We start from the raw sequence: 19,423 nt of genomic DNA on the forward strand, positions 1-19,423 counted from the left end.
AGTGATGAACAAAGAAATATCCATAGAGAACGCTCTTGCTGCAATCGTCCGGCTGCTCGAGGGTACTCGTGCTGAATGGGTTCTTGGCGGAAGCGCAGGTCTAATGCTGCGTGGTCTGCCGCTACGGGATAAACCGAATGATATCGACTTGTATGCCGACGATGAAGATTACGATCTCATATACGAGCGGCTGAAGCCGTATGCTTCCGATACGAAGGAACTGAGTGAATGCGGTAATTACCGGTCCATCCTTAGTCATTTTGTCATTGAAGGCATTCCGGTAGAACTGGTCGGCGGCTTTGTCGTCCGTTCGGAAGGCTCGCGTTATATAACCGAAGTCCGTAAATTGCTGAAACCGTATTCGGAGCAATTTGTTGTCAAGAACGGGCAAGAGGAGCTGTATGTTCCGGTTGTTCCGCTTGCGCATGAGCTCTGGTTCAATAAACTGAGACAACGCGAAGACCGGCTGCAATTGATCGTGGATCATTACATTAAAGAGGAATCGCTGCACGAGGCCGCCCGATTGCTCCTTGAACAGCGGAATGTGTTTACTCTGGAGACCAAGAAGCAAATGAATCAACGGCTTTCCGGCAAACAGGCAGGTGCTGCCAAATGAGCGGAAGGATTACGTTCTGGCCTTCAGGCACTACGATTGAAGTAAAGCCGGGAACCCCGATCCTCTCGGCGGCGAGAAGGGCCGGCGTGCTCATTCAGACCCGCTGCGGCGGTAACGCGGCCTGCTTTATGTGCAAGGTGAAAATACGTCCGGGCAGCGACCTGATGCCTATCGCGGATGAGGAGAAGCGTAAACTTGCCGGTCTGGAAGAAGAGGGCTACAGGCTTGCCTGCCAAGCTAAGGTAAGAGGAGTGGTTCAAGTCGACGTGCCGCTTGATCCGCTTCGAGCCGCCGTTCAGAAGCTTCTGGCGAAGCAGGCGGAAGAAAAAGACGAGTTGTGGTAGAACGAGGAGGAGCAGCAATTGATGCGGGTAAAAAAGAGAAATTCATTGTCTGGAGCTTCTGGCCGTATGGCAATGCTTACTATACTGATCGTGACCGTATTGTCACTGAGCGGCTGCATGTACCCCAAAAGCGAGCTTAAGCAAAATCAGGCCGCGCCAAAGGAAGCCGTCCGGAATGTCCAGGCGGCTATCGATCAATACCAGTCGGAGACCGGGATGCTGCCTATGAAAAACAGCAGCGCCGATACGCCGGTCTATGAAAAGTTCCAGGTTGATTTCACGCAGCTGAAGAACAAGGGATATCTAAGCTCGATACCAACCGCAGCTTTCGAGAATGGCGGCAATTATTATTTCCTGATCATTAACGAAGAGACTAAGCCGCAAATCAAGCTGATGAATCTGGTTACCTATCAGCAGATCAATGACATTCAAAGCTGGGTGAACGATTATAAGAAGAATCACGATAACGGGCTGCCAAAAGGCGAGGCCGCTTACCCAGGCTATTCTTATATCGATTATAAAGCGATGAACAAAAAGGCGCCGGAGCTGCGCAGCGATTATTCCTTCCAGACGATTGCGGCCATTATGGACGAGTCCGGCCGCGTGTATACGGATTACGGAATCGACATTATGCAAGCCATGCAGAAGAAGGGCGACACGGGTATTTCGGCTGACACCGATCTACGTACCGTTCTGGTTGATTCCGATATGTTTGTACCGGTCAAGGCGCCGGTCTACCACTGGGTGAATAAAGAACCGCAGGCCGCTTCGGAGCAAGGCAAATAAACGGAAAACACGAATCCTCATTACCATCCTATACGGACCGGTAGTGAGGATTTTTTGGTATAGAAATCTTTACATCTTCATATAACTCAATCTTGGAAGGGCAAGAGCGTGACTGACTTAAGGGAAAAATTGTGAAAGGAATCGGAATATTCGGTAGGCTAGGACAATATGATATTACTAGTCCAACAAGCTGTACGAGTTGCGTCGCTGGCCTGCCCTCTGAGTCCGGTGGAAGGCGGCGAACCGGAAAATCAATTGGGAGGGGATATTCAGTGGAGAAAGTGGACATTTTCAAGGATATAGCCGAACGTACCGGCGGGGATATTTACCTCGGGGTAGTAGGGGCTGTCCGTACGGGCAAATCAACGTTTATCAAGCGGTTTATGGAAACGGTCGTGCTTCCGAATATTGCAAGCGAAGCCGAACGCGTGAGAGCCGTTGATGAACTTCCTCAAAGCGCCGCGGGTAAAACAATCATGACAACTGAACCGAAGTTTGTACCGAATCAAGCGGTACAATTACGCGTCAGTGAAGGACTTGATGTAAACGTCAGGCTTGTGGACTGCGTTGGTTACGCCGTCGAAGGGGCGAAAGGCTATGAGGATGAGAACGGCCCTCGCATGATTACCACGCCTTGGTTCGACGAACCGATCCCGTTCCAAGAGGCGGCGGAGATCGGCACCAGAAAAGTGATTCAAGAGCATTCGACTCTTGGCGTTGTAGTGACAACGGATGGCTCCATCGCCGAAATCCCGCGCGCATCCTATGTAGAGGCAGAAGAGCGCGTGATCGGCGAATTGAAGGAAGTCGGCAAACCGTTCGTACTTATCATTAACTCCACACGTCCTCGCAGTGAAGAAGCGATTCAGCTTCGCGGGGAACTGCAGGCCAAATACGATATTCCGGTAATTACGATGAGCGTCGCGACAATGGGCGAAGAAGAAGTGATGTCCGTCCTGCGCGAAGTGCTCTACGAATTCCCGGTTCACGAAGTCAACGTTAATCTGCCAAGCTGGGTAATGGTTCTGAACGAGAACCACTGGCTGCGCAGCAACTACGAAAATTCCGTGCGCGATACAGTGAAAGATATTCGCAGACTGAGAGACGTCGACCGCGTTGTCTCGCAGTTCTCCGATTATGATTTCATTGCCAGAGCCGGCCTCAGCGGCATGAACATGGGCCAGGGCGTAGCGGAGATCGATCTCTTCGCGCCGGATGAACTGTATGACCGCATCCTGATGGAAGTGGTCGGAGTTGAAATCCGCGGCAAGGATCATCTGCTCCAGCTGATGCAGGAGTTCTCGCATGCGAAGCGGGAATACGACCGGTTCGCGGAAGCGCTCGAGATGGTTAAGGCTACAGGCTACGGGATTGCGGCACCTACGCTTGCGGAGATGGCTCTGGATGAGCCGGAACTCATCCGTCAGGGCTCCCGCTTCGGCGTTAGGCTGAAAGCGACTGCGCCTTCGATACACATGATCCGCGTGGACGTTGAGTCCGAATTCGCGCCAATCATCGGGTCGGAGAAGCAGACCGAGGAGCTGGTCCGTTATTTGATGCAGGACTTCGAGGCAGATCCGATCAAGATCTGGGAGTCCGACATCTTCGGAAGATCGCTCCATTCCTTAGTGCGGGAAGGCATCCAGGGCAAGATCGCCATGATGCCGGACAATGCGCGCTACAAGCTGCAGGAGACCCTCGGAAGAATTATTAACGAAGGTTCCGGAGGACTCATTGCCATTATCCTTTAAAGCTAGATTAAGAGGACGGTTGAACCGGCATAACGCCGGATCAGCCGTTCTTTTTGCGCTGTGCGGCGTTATGCCGATGCTGTAACAAATTATTCATTGCAATTATCCGTCGTGGTTAATATAATGGCAATTGTTGAACGTTTCGATCTTTTTCGACATTTTCATTCGTGTTTGTCGAGTTTTTCCCATATTCGTGAAATAATACTTAAATTCCGATTGACATACTTGGTAAAAATGATATGATTACAAATAGATCATTTCATCTATCATTTTGGTTAGATAAAAAGGGAGAGAAGAACATGAAAAAATGGGGTAAACTTTCGTTAACGCTGCTTGTTGCTATCGTTCTTGTCATTGCATCGGCATGCGGCAACAGCAAAAACAACAACTCTGCTAATTCCGAGCCTAGCGGCAATGCGGCGGCTAACGCATCGGAAGCGCCTGCAGCATCGGGCAACAGCGAGCTTGACGCACTGAAAGGCAAGAAAGTAGCACTCGTTATGCAATTCAACACAGGCACATTTTCTTCGCAATACGTAGAAGGCGTGAAAGAGCAAGTTGAGAAGTTCGGCGGCTCTGTTCAAGTTTTCGCTTCCGATAATGACCTGGCTAAAATGTCTTCCAACCTTGACGCAGCTGTCAACCAAGGCTTCGACGGTATCCTGATCGACCATGGACAAGCCGGCGCTCTGGAACAAGGTATCAAGAAAGCACAAGAAAAAGGCATCAAAGTTGTCGTATTCGACGCAGACGTAAAAGTAGACGGCGTACCTGTTCTGCAGCAGGATGACCAATCGATGGCTAACCTTACGCTTGAACAGCTGGCTAAAGACGCTGGCGGCAAAGGCAACATCGTTAAAGTATGGGTAGCTGGCTTTGCTCCAATGGAACGCCGCCAAGTTGCTTACAAAGCATTCCAAGAGAAATATCCTGACATCAAAGAAATCGCGGCATTCGGTAACGCTAACAACCCAGCAATGGACACGCAAGCGCAAATGGAAGCGATTCTGAAGCAATATCCGAACAAAGGCGACATTACGGCTGTATGGGCGGCATGGGATGAATTCGCAAAAGGCGCCGCACGCGCAATTCAGCAAGCAGGCCGTACTGAAATCAAAGTATACGGTATCGACATGAGCGACGAGGATCTTCAAATGATCCAAGACAAGAACAGCCCTTGGATTGCTTCGGCTGCCGTAGACCCGAAAGATATCGGCCGCGTTCAAGTTCGTACCCTGTACAAAGAGTTTAAAGGCGAGGCTAACGATCCGATTACCGTGCTTAACGCCGTATACGTAAGCCGCGACGAGCTGCCAGCCGACAAAGTAAGCACAACTCAATTGTCCCAATATATCAATGGTTGGGGAAGCAGCACGCAAAACTATGAAGACTGGATGAAAGAGCTGGAAGGTTCGAAATAATCCAGAGGCTTAATGCTTGCGAAGCAAGAATGGCGACGCCATTCTTGCTTAGTCTTTAACGAAACGCTGGAGAGGTGCACAACATGAGTGTTGCAAAGCAATTGCAAATGAAGGGGATCCGGAAAGCCTTTTCCGGCGTCCCCGCCCTCCGCGACGTCGAATTTAACCTGCTAAGCGGCGAGGTTCACGCGCTGCTTGGTGCCAACGGCGCAGGCAAAAGTACCCTGATGAAAATTTTATCGGGTGCTTACAGCCAAGACGAAGGCACGATTACAATCGACGGGCGGCAAGTTCATATTGGTTCACCTGGGGATGCCAAACATTTGGGCATCCATTGTGTTTATCAGGAAGTCGACACGGCTCTTGTTCCGCAGCTGAGCGTGGCGGAGAACGTTATGCTTGACAGCATTTCCAGCAAAGGCAGCAGCCTATGGCTGAACTGGCGCAAGCTGGAGAAGCAGGCGGAAGCAACACTGGCGCGGCTTGGCGCATCGATTCCGGTCAAAAAGAAGGCAGGGGAGCTGACGCTCGCCGAGAAGCAGCTTGTGCTTATTGCCAGATTGCTGACGGAGAAAGCAAAATACGTTATTTTCGACGAACCGACCGCACCGCTGAGCCTGGAAGAAGCGGAGCGGTTATTCCGTGTTATCGGGCAGCTCAAAGAGGAAGGAATCGGTATCGTATTTATTTCCCATCGGCTTCCGGAAGTATTCCAGCTCTGCGATCGCATTACGGTTATGCGCGACGGTGAGCGCGTGTTGACCGAGTCCACTTCATCGTTAACGATTGATGACGTAGTCCAAGCTATGCTGGGCCGGGTTTTCGAGGAAGAATTTCCGAAAACGGAGGTTCCGATCGGTGATGCGCTTCTTGAGGTGTCGGGCGTTACGCGAGGACATCATGTCCGCAATGTAAGCTTTAATGCCCGCAGCGGTGAAGTCGTTGCCATTGTTGGTCTAGTCGGAGCCGGCAAGACAGAGCTGTCGAGAGTTTTGTTCGGCGCCGATAAGGCAGATAGGGGTAAAGTGACCATCGCGAAGAGGGCCGTTAACAACAGCGAACCGGCGGATGCCATAGCCGGCGGGATTGTGCTGGTGCCGGAGGAACGGCGGAAGCAGGGCATTCTTGTAGGAGAATCGGTTCAGAACAACTTAAGCCTGCCGATTCTGAAGCTGCTGACGAGAAGCGGGTTCCTGTCGGGGAAGAAAGAGTCGAACAACGCTGCCGCGATTATCGGGAAGCTCGGGATCAAGACCTCTTCTCCCAATCAGAAAACCGGACAGCTTAGCGGTGGCAACCAACAGAAAGTTTCCATAGGCAAGTGGCTTCCCACCGGTGCGGAGGTCTACCTGTTCGATGAGCCGACAAAAGGCGTGGATATCGGCGCAAAAAGCGATATTTTCCGGATTATCGGATCACTCGCCGAGCAAGGAAAAGCAATTGTTTACTTAACATGTGAATTTGCAGAAGCGATGGGTATCGCCGACCGAATCCTCGTCATGTGCGACGGCGCAATAGTGAAGGAATTTGGCCGGGGCGAAGCCACGCAAGAGCTGCTGATGCTTTATGCAAGCGGCGGCAAGGAGGAGCAGGCATGAGAGAGAAGTCACTAGATTTCATTTTTAAATTCGGATCATTACTTGTTATTGCCTTAGTCATCCTATTCTTCTCGATGTGGGATGAGCATTTCTTTACGTACGCGAATTTATCGGATATTTTGCGGTCTATTTCGATTACGACCTTCGTTGCGATTGGCGTAACCTTCTCTCTGACGGTTGACGGCTTCGACTTGTCGGTAGGCTCTACCGTATCGTTGACGACGGTTGTCACGGCCGCCTTCATGGTCTGGTACGAGCAGCCGGTTGTCGTCGTTATTATTGTTGCTCTATTGATTGGCGCATTGGTAGGTTTGTTGAACGCGCTTCTGATCGTCAAAATCCGCATTCCGGACATGCTGGCCACATTGGCGGTCATGTACATCGTTGGCGGTATCCATAAGACCTATACAAAAGGTTATTCGATCTACAACAACATGCCGATGCCCGACGGATCTACCGCCCCGGGCAAGTTCAGCGAGTCTTTCCTGTGGCTTGGCCAAGGCAAGCTGCTTGGCATCCCGGTTCCGGTGGTGCTCATGATCATTGCCGTTATCGCGGTTCACCTGTTCTTTAAATACACCCGCTGGGGACGCCAGATGTATACAACGGGCGGCAACGAAGAGGCTGCTCGGCTGTCCGGCGTTCGTGTGCGCCGTATCCGTACGTTTGCTTACATCGCTTCCGGCATTTTTGCGGCTATCGGCGGCATTCTGTATGCGGCGCGTGTCGGCACGGGCCAGATTGATGCCGGCGCTCCGATGATGATGGAATCGGTCGCTGCCGTCTTTATCGGTTATTCCGTGCTTGGCGCGGGACGTCCTAACGTAATCGGTACGTTCTTTGGCGCGATCCTGATCGGCGTGCTTCTGAACGGCATGACGATGATGAAAGTACAGTACTATGCCAACGACATTGTCAAAGGCGTAGTTCTTGTCCTTGCGCTTGCCGTTACCTTCATTCATTTGTCCAGAAGACGAAGCGGCTAAAAAGAAAAATGGATGAAAGTACGCGGAACCTCTATAGGCTACTTGAAATTGGAAATCGGCTGTATTACTATAAGTTTGTTTGATGTTGAGGTATATTTTTCAAGTTTTCAGTAAATAAGAGGGATAAGATGACTCTTCATTTGCCTTTAGGGGAGGTGAAACAAATGAACAAAACCGATTTGATTAACAAAGTGGCTGAACTGTCCGATCTGTCGAAGAAGGATGCAACGAAAGCGGTTGATGCCGTATTCGAAGCCATCTCCGATGCCCTTCAAAGCGGAGACAAAGTACAACTGGTTGGCTTCGGTAACTTTGAAGTTCGCGAACGCCAAGCCCGTAAAGGACGCAATCCGCAAACAGGCGAAGAGATTGATATCGCTGCAAGCAAAATGCCTGCATTCAAGCCTGGCAAATCTCTTAAAGACCTCGTCTCCAATTAATTGCTTTCGTATAGCGCCCGAACGCCAACGCGTCCGGGCGCTTTCGTTTTTCGGTCGTATTGCCAAGTCTTGCATGTCGGAGCCGGTCTATAGTATAATCGAGCCCGATGCTAGAGCAGTCATCGCGGTGAGCGGCGAATGCTTACGAAGTAAGAATTATCACAATTGGCTGAAAGGAAGCAAATTGTGTGACAATTCTTTAAAGCAAATGCTTTCGAAGCAATGAAGTCCTCACAATATGCCTTAACATGGCAAAATGAAGTGATGATTCATTTTAGGAGGGTTAAGATGGAGCCGAATCAAGGCGATTACATCGTTATCAAAGCGAAGGATCAAGGCGTTCAGGTGATTGGCCTCACGCGTGGTCAGGATACCAAGTTCCATCATACGGAGAAGCTGGACAAGAATGAAATCTTGGTTGTTCAATTTACGGATCATACATCGGCAGTCAAAATCCGCGGCAAAGCTTCCGTCATGACCAAGCACGGTACGGTGGATACAGACCAGTAAAACATTGCTCGGACAAACTCCCTCGCGCATAATATGCGCGTTGGGAGTTTTTTTGTGCATAGCTTGGCAGCATCGGTTGTAAAATGGGATATAAGGGATTTTTGGAGCGTTTACTAGGATCGGAGGGATTCCGTTATGCGAAAGGCCTATTTGACGGCGCTGGGAGCGGCGCTTGCGGTAACGGCGGTGATTGGCCTAATGCCTCATTCCGGAATCAGTCCGGGTAAGGGAAAAGGCGAGGTGGCCGTCTTTCATCCCTCCGAGATGAAAAGGCTGACAAGTAGCAATCTGGTTGATGCCATCGTTAGCCTGCAGCTGACCGGAAGAGTAGGCAAGGTGCAGTGGACCCAGGCCGTGCTGACCGTTGAAATGCGCGCAGACGACGAGAAGCAGACGGAGCGTTGGTACAGGGATATGGAGAAACTGATCAGACTGTCTTTCACCCAGATGGAAAACGTAAATCGGCTGCTGATCCGCTATGTCGACTCCAAATCGGACGGCCAGCTGCTGTTTGCGGCAGATGTCCGCAGAAATGACAATTGGCTTGGCGAGAACTTTAACGAGTTAAGCGACGCCGATCCTCTGCATGACGAGCTGTGGAGGAAGCGTCTGAGGATTGCGTATACCTCCTTGCTCGAAGAGAGGCTGGGACCAATTGATACCTATTCTACCGCACCCCTTCCAGCTTCCTGACGGAGTTGTAGCCAAATATTGAACAATTTGACCTTGGCGGCTTGTTTCGTATGCTCATGACCTAAAGTTGTGCTATAATAGTTTAGATTATTTAGCGGCAATATCTGTTCGGAGGCTTACCCCATGAAACCTTATCGTATCAACGAACTCGCATCCAAGTATGTCGAGTATGACATGATTCAAACTTACACCGAGCTGCCTGCTTTTCCCGACCCGAGGCTAAGGCTGCTTCATGCCGTGTTAAGCGAGCATGAATCCCTGGAGCCTAAGAGCGAGCTCTACTCTCTTGTTGTATCGCTGGTACAGCTGGGGATGGATACGCATGACCTGATCGACACGGAGGAGACTCGGCGCTCTGAGAACGAGATGAGGTCAAGACAGCTGAAGGTACTGGCCGGCGATTACTTCAGCAGCCGTTTCTATCAGCTTTTGTCTCAAGCCGGGCAGATCGGAATGGTATCCAAGATCAGCGCCGCGGTATGCGAAGTAAACCGATTGAAGATGGATCTTTATACCAAGATGCAGAAATCCCAATTGAAGGCCGAAGAGTATTTGAACAAGCTGACGGAGCTGAGGAGCGAGATGTTTCAGCTGTTCAGCGGTATGATGGAAGGCGCGTTCGTGAAGCTTTGGCCGGAGATGCTGGAGGATGTAAGCCGTTGCGAGACGGTTTTGGATGAAATGAATCGCTTTGATTCACCATCCCGGTTTTATCAAAGCTGGGCTTATTGGCATGTCATGCAGGAAGGCACGCCGGAAGAACAGCAAAGCCTCTCCCGGAAGACGGAGCATTCCTTTATCCATGACCTGCGGGGCAAATACGAGCTTCAAAGCAGCCTGGTCTCCAAGCTGAAAGCCGCTTCGGACAGTCTCCGCAGCACGGCGGCAAAGCTGGAGTCCGACCGGCTGAAGAACGTCATTCAGGAATTGGCGGATTCCTTCCTGGAGAAGATGGCAGCCCACACCAGGGCTTAATGAAACGAGGGATATGACAGATGAATGCAAACACAAGCTCTGAATCAAGTTCAGGCTCCAGCTCGAAAGAACATGTGCATGCGCTATTCGAGAACATAGCGCCCAAATACGATATGATGAACGATCTGCTCAGCTTCCGCAGGCATAAGGCGTGGCGGAAATTTACGATGCGCAAGATGAGCGTGCAGCAAGGTCAGACCGCACTGGATTTGTGCTGCGGTACTTGCGACTGGACGATAGCGCTTGCGAAAGCGAGCGGCACGGGTCAGGTTACGGGACTCGACTTCAGCCAGAACATGCTGGACGTCGGTGCCGTCAAGGTGAAGGGCGAAGGCTTGAATAAGCAGATCACGCTTGTGCAGGGCAACGCGATGGAGCTGCCTTTTGCCGATAATTCCTTCGATTTTGTTACGATCGGCTTTGGACTTCGCAACGTTCCGGATTACTTGCAGGTGCTGAAGGAAATGGAACGGGTCGTGAAGCCGGGCGGCAAGGTGGTATGCCTCGAGCTTTCCAAGCCGTTGTGGCAGCCATTCAAAGGCATGTATTACTTATACTTTGAACGGATGCTGCCGATGCTCGGCAAATGGGTGGCAAAGCGCTTTGACGAATATAAGTGGCTTCCGGATTCCTTGAAGCTGTTCCCCGACGCCAACCAGTTATCCGAACTATTCCGGCAAGCCGGGCTTCGTGAAGTACAAGCCTATCCGCTTACTGGCGGAATCGCGGCACTTCACATCGGTACAAAGGAGAAATCGCAGCAATGATTCGCAAACTACGCATTATTTTGGAAATGATAAAATTCGAACATTCCGTATTTGCTCTTCCATTCGCTTTTCTGGGAGCCGTTCTCGGCACGTTAGCGGTTGAGAAGCGATTGCCTTCCTGGGGCGAGATTGGCTGGATTGCGCTTGCGATGGTGGGTGCCCGCAGCGCGGCCATGAGCCTGAACCGGGTTATCGACAAAGCAATCGACAAAGCCAACCCGAGAACGGCGCAGCGGGCATTGCCGGCAGGCTTATTGAAATCGTTCGAGGTTATCTTATTTATTATCGTCTCCTTTGCTTTGTTGTTTGTAGCAGCGGCAAACCTAGATCCCATCGCGATGAAGTTGATGCCAATTGCGGTTGTGATGCTGGTTCTGTATTCTTATATGAAAAGAGTTACCTGGCTCTGCCATGTATTCCTTGGCCTTACGATCGGCTTGTCTCCGCTTGGGGGCTGGGTTGCCGTAACGGGGTCGCTGAATGCCGCGGCATGGGTATTGTATTTTACCGTTGCCCTTTGGATCGCGGGCTTCGATATCGTATACGCAACGCAGGATTACGAGTATGACCGCGACAGCGGACTTCATTCGATTCCCGCGCGATTTGGTCTCTCCGGCGCTTTGTGGATCGCTAGAGGCTTCCATGTAATAACGGCAATAGGGTTCTTCGCTTTGTTCTGGATGACCGAATTGAGCTGGGTGTACCTCATTGGCACGGTCGCATCGATTCTGATGCTCTTCTACCAGCACTGGCTGGTAAGACCAAATGATCTGTCCCGCGTGCAAATTGCCTTCTTCGGCATGAACGGAACGCTAAGCGTTGTGTTGTTCGTATTCGCGATGTTTGATCTGCTGGTGGTGCACCAATGGTAGAAGCAAGCAGCGCAACAAGACCTAAACGCTGGGTAGTCGGAATAACCGGGGCTAGCGGGGCTATCTACGGAATCCGGTTGATCGAAGAACTGCTTCAAGCGAATTACCTCGTTCATGTCGTCGTGACGGAAGCGGGATGGCGGGTATTGAAAGAAGAACTTGGCTGGGATACATCTCGCCGCCAAGCTGCATTGGAGCATCGGTTCGGTGAAGCCGTAACGGCTGGCCGGCTGGTCTTCCATCCGAATGCCGATATCGGCGCCAGCATCGCAAGCGGCTCCTTCCAGGTTGAAGGCATGGCGATTGTGCCTTGCTCGATGGGTTCTCTCGCCTCGATGGCGCGAGGCATTTCGGACGACTTGCTGACACGCGCGGCGGACGTCATGCTGAAGGAAGGTCGCAAGCTTATTATTGTTCCGCGCGAAACGCCTCTGCATGCTATACATTTGGAGAACATGCTTACGCTTGCCCGGCTTGGGGTAAGAATCATTCCGGCAATGCCGGCCTTTTATTATAAACCGCAATCGATGGATGAAATGATTAATTTCCTTGTCGGCAAAGTGCTCGATAGCATGTCGATCGAGCATCAATTATTCAGAAGATGGGGAGATGACCTTACATGACGGGCAGACTGAATCCACTCCGAGTCGGCCGGATTGATTATGCGAATGCATGGCCGCTTTTTCACTATTTAGAGGATTATACCGAGCATGCCGGCATCGATATCGTGCTGAAGGTGCCGGCGGAACTAAACCGGTTGCTGCGCGAAGGGGAGATCCAGGTTTCGGCCGTATCTTCCTTTGCTTACGGGATGAACGACAAGGATTATGTCCTTCTCCCGCATTTATCGGTAGGGTCGGAGGGTAAAGTAAATTCAATTCTTCTATTCCTTAAACAACCGATCGGGCAGTCGTCACCGCAGCGAATCGCTGTTACGACAACGTCGGCTACGTCGGTCAACCTGCTTAAAATATTAATGAAAAAGTATTACGAGCTTGATCCGGTATACGAACCGGCCGAGCCTGATCTTGACCGGATGCTGGAATGGGCCGATGGCGCTCTTCTGATCGGCGATCCCGCTATACGGGAGTCTTGGGAAGACAAAGGCTTGACCGTTATTGATCTCGGTGAAGTGTGGAATCAGTGGACGGGACTTGCGATGACGTACGCCGTTGTAGCTGCCCGCAGGGAAGCGGTGGAACAGTCGCCGGAAGCTTTCGAGCGATTGTTCCGGGCGTTTACGGCCAGCAAGGAGAAAAGCGTAGGAGATCTTACGCCGCTTATCCAGAAGGCTATGGAGCAGCTTGGCGGCGATCCGGCTTATTGGCAAATGTACTTCACTTGCCTAAATTACGACTTTGGACCAAAGCAGCAGGAAGGCCTTGCGTTGTATTTCCGCTATGCCAGCGAGCTTGGCTTGCTCGATCACGACGTGAACCTGCATTTTTATAAAGAAGAAACTCTGCCGAACAGGTGAAAGAATGAAACTATTAGACATTTTTGCAAAGTTGAAAGGCGATATGTCCCGAATCGAGCAAGAGCTGGAGCGAAGCATTTCGTTCGGCGACGAGCTGCTTAGCGAGACGTCTCTTCACCTGCTGAAGGCAGGGGGGAAACGGCTGCGCCCCGTATTTGTGCTTCTTGCGGGCAAATTCGGCCAATACGACCTTGATAAACTGACGAAGGTAGCCGTGCCGCTTGAACTCATCCATATGTCTTCCCTGGTGCATGACGATGTCATTGACGATGCATCCACTCGGCGCGGTCAGCTAACCGTCAAATCCAAATGGGATAACCGGATTGCCATGTATACGGGCGATTATATTTTCGGCAGGGCGCTCACGATAGTAACAGAGCTGGATGATCCGTTTATCCATCAGATGCTCTCGAAATCTCTCGTACAGATGAGCATTGGAGAGATGGAGCAAATCCGGTATTTCTTCAATACCGAACAAACGATACGAGATTATTTGCTGCGCATTCGCCGCAAGACGGCGCTGCTGATCGCGATCAGCTGTCAGCTTGGCGCGGCTGCGGCAGGCGCGGACCGGGCGACGCTCAACCGTCTGTACCGTTACGGTTACAATGTCGGGATGACCTTCCAGATCCGTGACGATATGCTGGATTTATTCGGCACCGAGAAGCAGATCGGCAAGCCTCCGGGCTCGGATATCCGACAAGGAAACATTACGCTGCCCGTCATTCTCGCCTTGAAGGATGACAAGGTGCGCGAACCTTTGCTGGAGCAAATTCGGATTATCCGCGAGCATAACGGGAATGTTGATACCAAACCGGCTATTTCGCTGATCAAAAGCAGCAAAGGTATTCAGTTGGCTGACCAGCTGGCGAATGATTACATCAAAAAAGCTTTGGCTGCTTTAGAGGGATTACCGGGTATTGGAGCGAAGAAGAATCTGATTGACATTGCGCATTTCGTAGGTAAGCGTAACTACTAGGGGATGCGGTGCTTGAATTTGTTCCACACCATTCTTTTAGCGGATGCTTACGAAGCAAGAATTGTTTCACAATCATTAAGCAGAGCTTACGAAAATGTTCCACACAATTCTTTTAGGAGGTAGCGTTATGGAAAGAACCTTTTTGATGATTAAACCAGATGGTGTACAACGCGGCCTTATCGGAGAGATTGTGTCGCGGTTTGAACGCAAAGGCTTGAAGCTGGTTGCCGCCAAATTTATGGTTGTGAGCAGAGAACTTGCGGAAACCCATTATGCCGAACATCAAGGCAAGCCCTTTTATGAGCCGTTGCTGAACTTTATTACCGCCGGGCCGGTCTTTGCCATGGTATGGCAGGGGGATAATGTTATTGCCCTCACTCGCGCCATGATTGGCAAGACGGATGCGGTAGATGCATTGCCAGGCACGATTCGTTCGGATTTTGCCGTACATACGAATTTGAATTTGATTCATGGTTCGGATTCCCCGGAAAGCGCCGCAAGGGAAATTGCTAATTTCTTCTCGCCCGAGCAGCTGGTGGAATACGAACATACCGTGCAGCGTTGGATCTAAGCCATACATAACGCTGTAGTTACAACAGGAGGCGTCCATGTCGGTGGATCTGGATTTCGATCTTTTTATCCAAAGAATGAAGGCTAAGACCAATATTGATTTGTCGCAGTACAAAGAAGCCCAGATGAAGCGCCGTCTGACGACGCTTCGCCAGAAGCACGGCTACCAGACGTTTGAGGCTTACTGGAAAGCGATCGAGCAGGACCGGAGTTTGCTGAACGAATTTTTGGACCGGATGACCATTAACGTGTCCGAATTCTGGAGGAACCCGAACCGGTGGGAAGTGCTGCAAAGCCGCTTCCTGCCGGAGATGCTACAGCGGGGAGAGAGGCTGAAGGTATGGAGTGCCGCTTGTTCGACGGGGGAAGAGCCATACACGATCGCTATGATTCTGTCGGAGCTTGACGCTCTTGCCAAAACGTTTTTACTGGCGACTGACCTGGATTCCGTTGTATTGCAAAAAGCGAAGGAAGGGCAGTATCTGGAACGATCCTTGCGGGATGTTCCGGCTGCCTACAGGCAGAAGTATTTCGAGCCGGATCATGGAATGTACGCGGTATCGGATAAGCTTAAAAACGCGATTACGTTTAAACAGCAGAATCTGCTTTACGATTCCTTTGAGCAGTCCTTCGATCTGATCGTCTGCCGGAACGTCATGATTTATTTCACGGAAGAAGCCAAGCACTTATTATATCAAAAATTCGCAAGCGCGCTTCGGCCCGGCGGACTTCTGTTCGTCGGAAGCACCGAGCAGATTTTCTCTCCTTCGCAATATGGCTTTGAATCGGCCGATACCTTCTTCTACAGAAGAATTACCGGCTGATGTATACCGATTTCCATCCGCTCCAATACTAAGGACAACCGATCTTTAATTGGAGGATGAAAATGGACAAGCGACAAGTGATTCATGCTTACCGAAGCGGGATCATATCCATTCAAGAATGCGCTCAAATTCTCGGTCTGGACAGCCGTCAGCTCCCTAATCTGATGAGTCAGATGGCAGTGAAGGCAGACCGGGAAACAAGCAAGCGCTTTGTGAACAGCTAACGCTTTCCATAGCCGCCCGAAAGGCGGATGCCGGGGCCAGAAATGGCTTTGGCATCCGCCTTTTTACGCATTTAAGAGGTGGTGCATTTCTTGTCAAAGACTGAAGCCTGTACTATAATGAGCAAAGATGTTTACATAAAAAGCCCGGAATATGAACAGTTAGGATGGTAGAGATCATGCGCGAACTGAAAGTTGAGCTAGGCGAACGCTCTTATCCCATTTATATCGGTGAAGGTCTTTTGCAGGAGGCGGAAGCGTATTTCAAGAAGCATCAGATCAGCCTGAAATCGCCGATGCTTATCATTACGGACGAACATGTTGCCCCTCAATACCTGGAGCCGCTCGAAAGTACTCTTCGTGAAGCAGGTTTTACAGTAGCTAGTGCGGTTGTTCCTGCAGGCGAAAGCTCCAAATCGCTCTCCATGCTGGAAAGCCTCGTGACAAAAGCGCTTGAAGCCGGCCTTGACCGGAAGTCGACGATCGTTGCGCTTGGCGGCGGCGTTGTAGGGGATCTTGCCGGGTTTGTGGCAGCTTCCTATATGCGCGGCGTTAAGTTTGTACAGATTCCAACAACGATTCTTGCCCACGATTCAAGCGTTGGCGGCAAGGTAGCGGTGAATCATCCGCTTGCGAAGAACATTATCGGCGCATTCCATCAGCCCGAGATGGTGCTTTACGATCTGAATACGCTGCAGTCGCTGCCTCCGAGGGATGTCAGCGCGGGCTTATCGGAAGTTGTGAAGCACGGGTTAATCTGGGATGCGGAATTTACGGCATGGTGCGAAGAAAATGCGGAGCGCTTGCTCGCGCTTGAACCGGATGCGCTTGGCTACGCCCTTTACAAAGGCTGCAGCGTTAAGGCAGCCGTTGTCTCTCAAGATGAGCGCGAGAATGACCTGCGCGCGATTCTGAACCTTGGCCATACAATCGGCCACGCGCTGGAAGCGGTAGCCGGCTATGGCGAGCTTTTGCATGGGGAAGCCATCTCCATCGGCATGATCGGCTCGGCGAGACTGGGATTGCGCTACGGCGCGCCGGAAGAGGTGTATACGACCACGAAGCGCGTTTTGTCCAAGGTAGGTCTTCCGGTGAAGCTTCCTGCGCATTACGACGTGGATGCGATTATGGACGCGATGATGCATGACAAGAAATTCAGCGAGAGTACGATGGTATTCGTCGTGCCAACCGAGATCGGCAAAGTGGAAATCAAGAAGGATGTTCAGTCCGCATGGGTAAGGGACATCGTTGAGCAATTGAAACTGGAGGCGTAAAAGGGATGACAGTTAGAGGGATTCGCGGTGCCATTACCGTCGACGTAAATGAGAAAGAGCCCATTTTACAGGCAACGCTTGAGCTGCTGCAAGAGGTTGTGAAACAAAACGATATCGTACCGGATGATATAGCGAGCGTGTTTATTACCGTTACGCAAGACTTGGACGCTACATTCCCGGCTATTGCGATCCGTCAGATGAGCGGCTGGGATCTTGTGCCTTTAATGTGCGCGCTGGAAGTGCCGGTGAAAGGCAGCCTTGAGCTCTGCGTTCGTTTTATGATTCATCTGAATACGGACAAAACTCAAGCCGAGATTAACCACGTCTATCTTGGAGGCGCGCGCGTGCTTCGTCCGGATTTGTCAAAATCCTGATTGACGCGTGGCCTAATCGGTAGTATATTGGGTACTAACAATAGTTAGGCAAGAGAAGAGTAGCAAGTTAAAAGACAGGTTTTTTAGAATGAAACTTGAAACGTCATCACAGGATGGCGCAGATGTTTCGCTTAGGTAGCAGGCTTTTAGTTGAGTTGAGATGAGTTAAGCAGAGATGAGTGCAGGACAGTTGAGAATAGAAGGCTTGATTACCGCAGCTAAGCGTAGCAGATAGCATAACTATCGTACGCCTTAGGTCTATTCTTTATTTTGTTCGCAATCTTATTTGTCATCATCCATACATTCAACGCCCCTGCTCCCGGCAGGGGCTTTTTTAATGCCCTTCTAACCCATACGCGAGTACCAAGAGGAGGAACCCCCCATGACAAATGAATTGCAGCAAGTAACGAAGCTGGCCGACCAATACAATATTATTCCGATCGTACGCTATATGCTTGCGGATACGGAAACACCAATCAGGCTGTTCCAGCATTTTGCGAAGGAGCAGCACGCGTTCCTGCTTGAGAGCGTAGAGGGCGGAGTGAAATGGGCGAGATATTCATTTATCGGGACGGATCCTTTCATGATGCTCTACGGGAAGAACGGAAAGATGGTACTGGAGCATAACGGAGAGAAGCAAGTGTTCGACGAGAAGCCGATTGAGCTCTTGAAGGCTCAGCTGCGCGGCTTCCGCAGCCCGTCGCTTCCGGAGCTCCCGCCGTTTACGGGCGGTGCGATCGGATACTTCGGATACGATTTGCTCCAATATTACGAGAACCTCCCGGCGCACCGCATCGACGACTTGCAAATGAATGATTTGCAATTTATGTTCTGCGACCAGGTTATCGTATTTGACCACTTCAAGCAGCAGCTGCAAATTATCGGGAATGTTCATATTCCTCATGCGGCTACCAACGCGGATATCGAGAAGGCTTATAACCGTGCGGTAGCCAAGATCGAGGCAACAATCGAACGTGTGCAGCAGCCGATTACGGTTCCTGCAACATCGGGCTCGTCGATCCCGGTTGATCCCGAGCTTGGCGATGTACAGTCCAACCTGACGAAAGAACAGTTTATTTCGAACGTTGATCAGGCAAAGGAATATATCCGAGCCGGCGATATTTTCCAAGTCGTCTTGTCGCAGCGCTTCAGCATCGAAACCGAGGTTGATCCTCTTCACGTATACCGCGTGCTTCGCACGATGAACCCGTCTCCTTATATGTACTATTTGAAAATGGGAGATGAAGTGATCGTAGGCACATCGCCTGAAGCGCTCGTAAAGGTTAATGGCGACCGCAAAGTCGAGACACGCCCGATCGCTGGAACTAGGCCGCGCGGCAAGACGCCGGAGGAAGACAAGGCGCTTGAAACGGAATTGCTCGCCGATGAGAAGGAACGGGCGGAGCATCTGATGCTGGTTGACCTTGGCCGCAACGATATCGGCCGCGTGTCGGAATTCGGCACGGTACGCTGCGACGCTTACATGGAGATTGAGCGTTACTCGCATGTCATGCACATCGTGTCCAACGTATCCGGCAAGCTTCGCGAGGACAAAGACTTCTTCGATGCTTTCCTGTCCTGTCTGCCGGCTGGGACGGTATCCGGCGCTCCCAAGCTTCGGGCGATGGAAATTATCGCTGAGCTTGAGAACGAAGCGCGAGGCGCTTACGCAGGGGCAATCGGTTATCTCGGATTTGGCGGATCGCTGGATACATGCATCACAATCCGGACCATTGTGTTCAAGAACGGTAAAGCTTATGTGCAGAGCGGAGCAGGGATCGTATGGGACTCCGTTCCGGAGAGCGAATATATGGAGACGGTTAATAAAGCAAAAGCGTGCCTTAAGGCGATCCGCGCTGCGGAAGCGGTTTTTGGCATACGGAAGAGCCCGGCTGAACAGGCGGTTAACGCGGACTACTATGTAACAAGCGGAGAGGTGTTGTAA

22 protein-coding genes are annotated in these 19,423 nt (G+C 51.1%); all 22 read left to right on the top strand.

Features of this window, described 5'->3' with window-relative positions; genetic code table 11:
* Positions 1-4: 4 nt before the first annotated feature.
* Complete coding sequence (locus tag ACR9FF_RS11780; protein ID WP_127494192.1) at positions 5-616, top strand: hypothetical protein; 612 nt, start codon at positions 5-7, stop codon at positions 614-616.
* Positions 613-960 carry a 2Fe-2S iron-sulfur cluster-binding protein gene (locus ACR9FF_RS11785; protein WP_127494190.1) on the top strand — a complete coding sequence of 116 codons (348 nt, stop codon included), beginning with the start codon at positions 613-615 and terminating at the stop codon, positions 958-960. The genes ACR9FF_RS11780 and ACR9FF_RS11785 overlap by 4 nt, the downstream gene beginning before the upstream one ends.
* A gap of 66 nt (positions 961-1,026) precedes the next feature.
* Positions 1,027-1,746, top strand: coding sequence for a DUF3939 domain-containing protein (locus tag ACR9FF_RS11790; protein ID WP_164775438.1), 720 nt, complete (start codon positions 1,027-1,029; stop codon positions 1,744-1,746).
* A 272-nt stretch (positions 1,747-2,018) separates the two neighbouring features.
* Positions 2,019-3,497, top strand: a complete 1,479-nt coding sequence (gene spoIVA / locus ACR9FF_RS11795; RefSeq protein ID WP_127494186.1) for a stage IV sporulation protein A — start codon at positions 2,019-2,021, stop codon at positions 3,495-3,497.
* 299 nt (positions 3,498-3,796) lie between these two features.
* Positions 3,797-4,918 (top strand): sugar ABC transporter substrate-binding protein, encoded by a 1,122-nt coding sequence (locus tag ACR9FF_RS11800; protein WP_127494184.1) that lies wholly within the window; start codon positions 3,797-3,799, stop codon positions 4,916-4,918.
* A gap of 83 nt (positions 4,919-5,001) precedes the next feature.
* The gene (locus ACR9FF_RS11805) at positions 5,002-6,516 is read left to right on the top strand and encodes a sugar ABC transporter ATP-binding protein (RefSeq protein ID WP_435171196.1); all 1,515 of its coding nucleotides are present in this window, start codon (positions 5,002-5,004) and stop codon (positions 6,514-6,516) included.
* Positions 6,513-7,502: an ABC transporter permease gene (locus ACR9FF_RS11810; protein ID WP_201003558.1), complete on the top strand. Its 990-nt coding sequence runs from the start codon at positions 6,513-6,515 to the stop codon at positions 7,500-7,502. Before ACR9FF_RS11805 ends, ACR9FF_RS11810 begins: the two co-directional genes overlap by 4 nt.
* Positions 7,503-7,666: 164 nt before the next feature.
* Entirely contained in the window at positions 7,667-7,942 is a 276-nt protein-coding gene (locus ACR9FF_RS11815) for an HU family DNA-binding protein (RefSeq protein WP_127494178.1), read from the top strand.
* Between the two features lie 288 nt (positions 7,943-8,230).
* A complete protein-coding gene (gene mtrB / locus ACR9FF_RS11820; RefSeq protein ID WP_127494174.1) occupies positions 8,231-8,452 on the top strand; it encodes a trp RNA-binding attenuation protein MtrB in 222 nt (73 codons plus the stop codon).
* 135 nt (positions 8,453-8,587) lie between these two features.
* A complete protein-coding gene (locus ACR9FF_RS11825) occupies positions 8,588-9,145 on the top strand; it encodes a hypothetical protein (RefSeq protein WP_435171199.1) in 558 nt (185 codons plus the stop codon).
* A gap of 123 nt (positions 9,146-9,268) precedes the next feature.
* Complete coding sequence (locus tag ACR9FF_RS11830; protein ID WP_127494170.1) at positions 9,269-10,120, top strand: heptaprenyl diphosphate synthase component 1; 852 nt, start codon at positions 9,269-9,271, stop codon at positions 10,118-10,120.
* 20 nt (positions 10,121-10,140) lie between these two features.
* Complete coding sequence (locus tag ACR9FF_RS11835; protein WP_201003554.1) at positions 10,141-10,887, top strand: demethylmenaquinone methyltransferase; 747 nt, start codon at positions 10,141-10,143, stop codon at positions 10,885-10,887.
* Positions 10,884-11,759: a UbiA-like polyprenyltransferase gene (locus ACR9FF_RS11840; protein ID WP_127494166.1), complete on the top strand. Its 876-nt coding sequence runs from the start codon at positions 10,884-10,886 to the stop codon at positions 11,757-11,759. The genes ACR9FF_RS11835 and ACR9FF_RS11840 overlap by 4 nt, the downstream gene beginning before the upstream one ends.
* The gene (locus ACR9FF_RS11845) at positions 11,753-12,382 is read left to right on the top strand and encodes a UbiX family flavin prenyltransferase (protein ID WP_435171202.1); all 630 of its coding nucleotides are present in this window, start codon (positions 11,753-11,755) and stop codon (positions 12,380-12,382) included. Before ACR9FF_RS11840 ends, ACR9FF_RS11845 begins: the two co-directional genes overlap by 7 nt.
* A complete protein-coding gene (locus ACR9FF_RS11850; protein WP_435171204.1) occupies positions 12,379-13,236 on the top strand; it encodes a menaquinone biosynthesis protein in 858 nt (285 codons plus the stop codon). Before ACR9FF_RS11845 ends, ACR9FF_RS11850 begins: the two co-directional genes overlap by 4 nt.
* Positions 13,237-13,240: 4 nt before the next feature.
* On the top strand, positions 13,241-14,215 hold the full coding sequence (locus ACR9FF_RS11855) for a polyprenyl synthetase family protein (protein WP_127494160.1): 975 nt from the start codon (positions 13,241-13,243) through the stop codon (positions 14,213-14,215).
* Positions 14,216-14,342: 127 nt separating this feature from the next.
* Positions 14,343-14,786, top strand: a complete 444-nt coding sequence (gene ndk / locus ACR9FF_RS11860; protein ID WP_248756344.1) for a nucleoside-diphosphate kinase — start codon at positions 14,343-14,345, stop codon at positions 14,784-14,786.
* A gap of 37 nt (positions 14,787-14,823) precedes the next feature.
* A complete protein-coding gene (locus ACR9FF_RS11865) occupies positions 14,824-15,609 on the top strand; it encodes a CheR family methyltransferase (protein WP_317980631.1) in 786 nt (261 codons plus the stop codon).
* 62 nt (positions 15,610-15,671) lie between these two features.
* A complete protein-coding gene (locus ACR9FF_RS11870; RefSeq protein ID WP_164775437.1) occupies positions 15,672-15,833 on the top strand; it encodes a hypothetical protein in 162 nt (53 codons plus the stop codon).
* Between the two features lie 176 nt (positions 15,834-16,009).
* Positions 16,010-17,104, top strand: a complete 1,095-nt coding sequence (aroB, locus tag ACR9FF_RS11875; RefSeq protein ID WP_435171209.1) for a 3-dehydroquinate synthase — start codon at positions 16,010-16,012, stop codon at positions 17,102-17,104.
* Positions 17,105-17,109: 5 nt separating this feature from the next.
* Positions 17,110-17,478 (top strand): chorismate mutase, encoded by a 369-nt coding sequence (aroH, locus tag ACR9FF_RS11880; RefSeq protein WP_435171211.1) that lies wholly within the window; start codon positions 17,110-17,112, stop codon positions 17,476-17,478.
* Between the two features lie 382 nt (positions 17,479-17,860).
* Positions 17,861-19,423: an anthranilate synthase component I gene (trpE, locus tag ACR9FF_RS11885; RefSeq protein ID WP_127494150.1), complete on the top strand. Its 1,563-nt coding sequence runs from the start codon at positions 17,861-17,863 to the stop codon at positions 19,421-19,423.

Origin of the sequence: Paenibacillus glycanilyticus (genome assembly GCF_051200795.1) — a bacterium.
In the GTDB taxonomy this organism is placed as follows: Bacteria; Bacillota; Bacilli; order Paenibacillales; family Paenibacillaceae; genus Pristimantibacillus; species Pristimantibacillus glycanilyticus.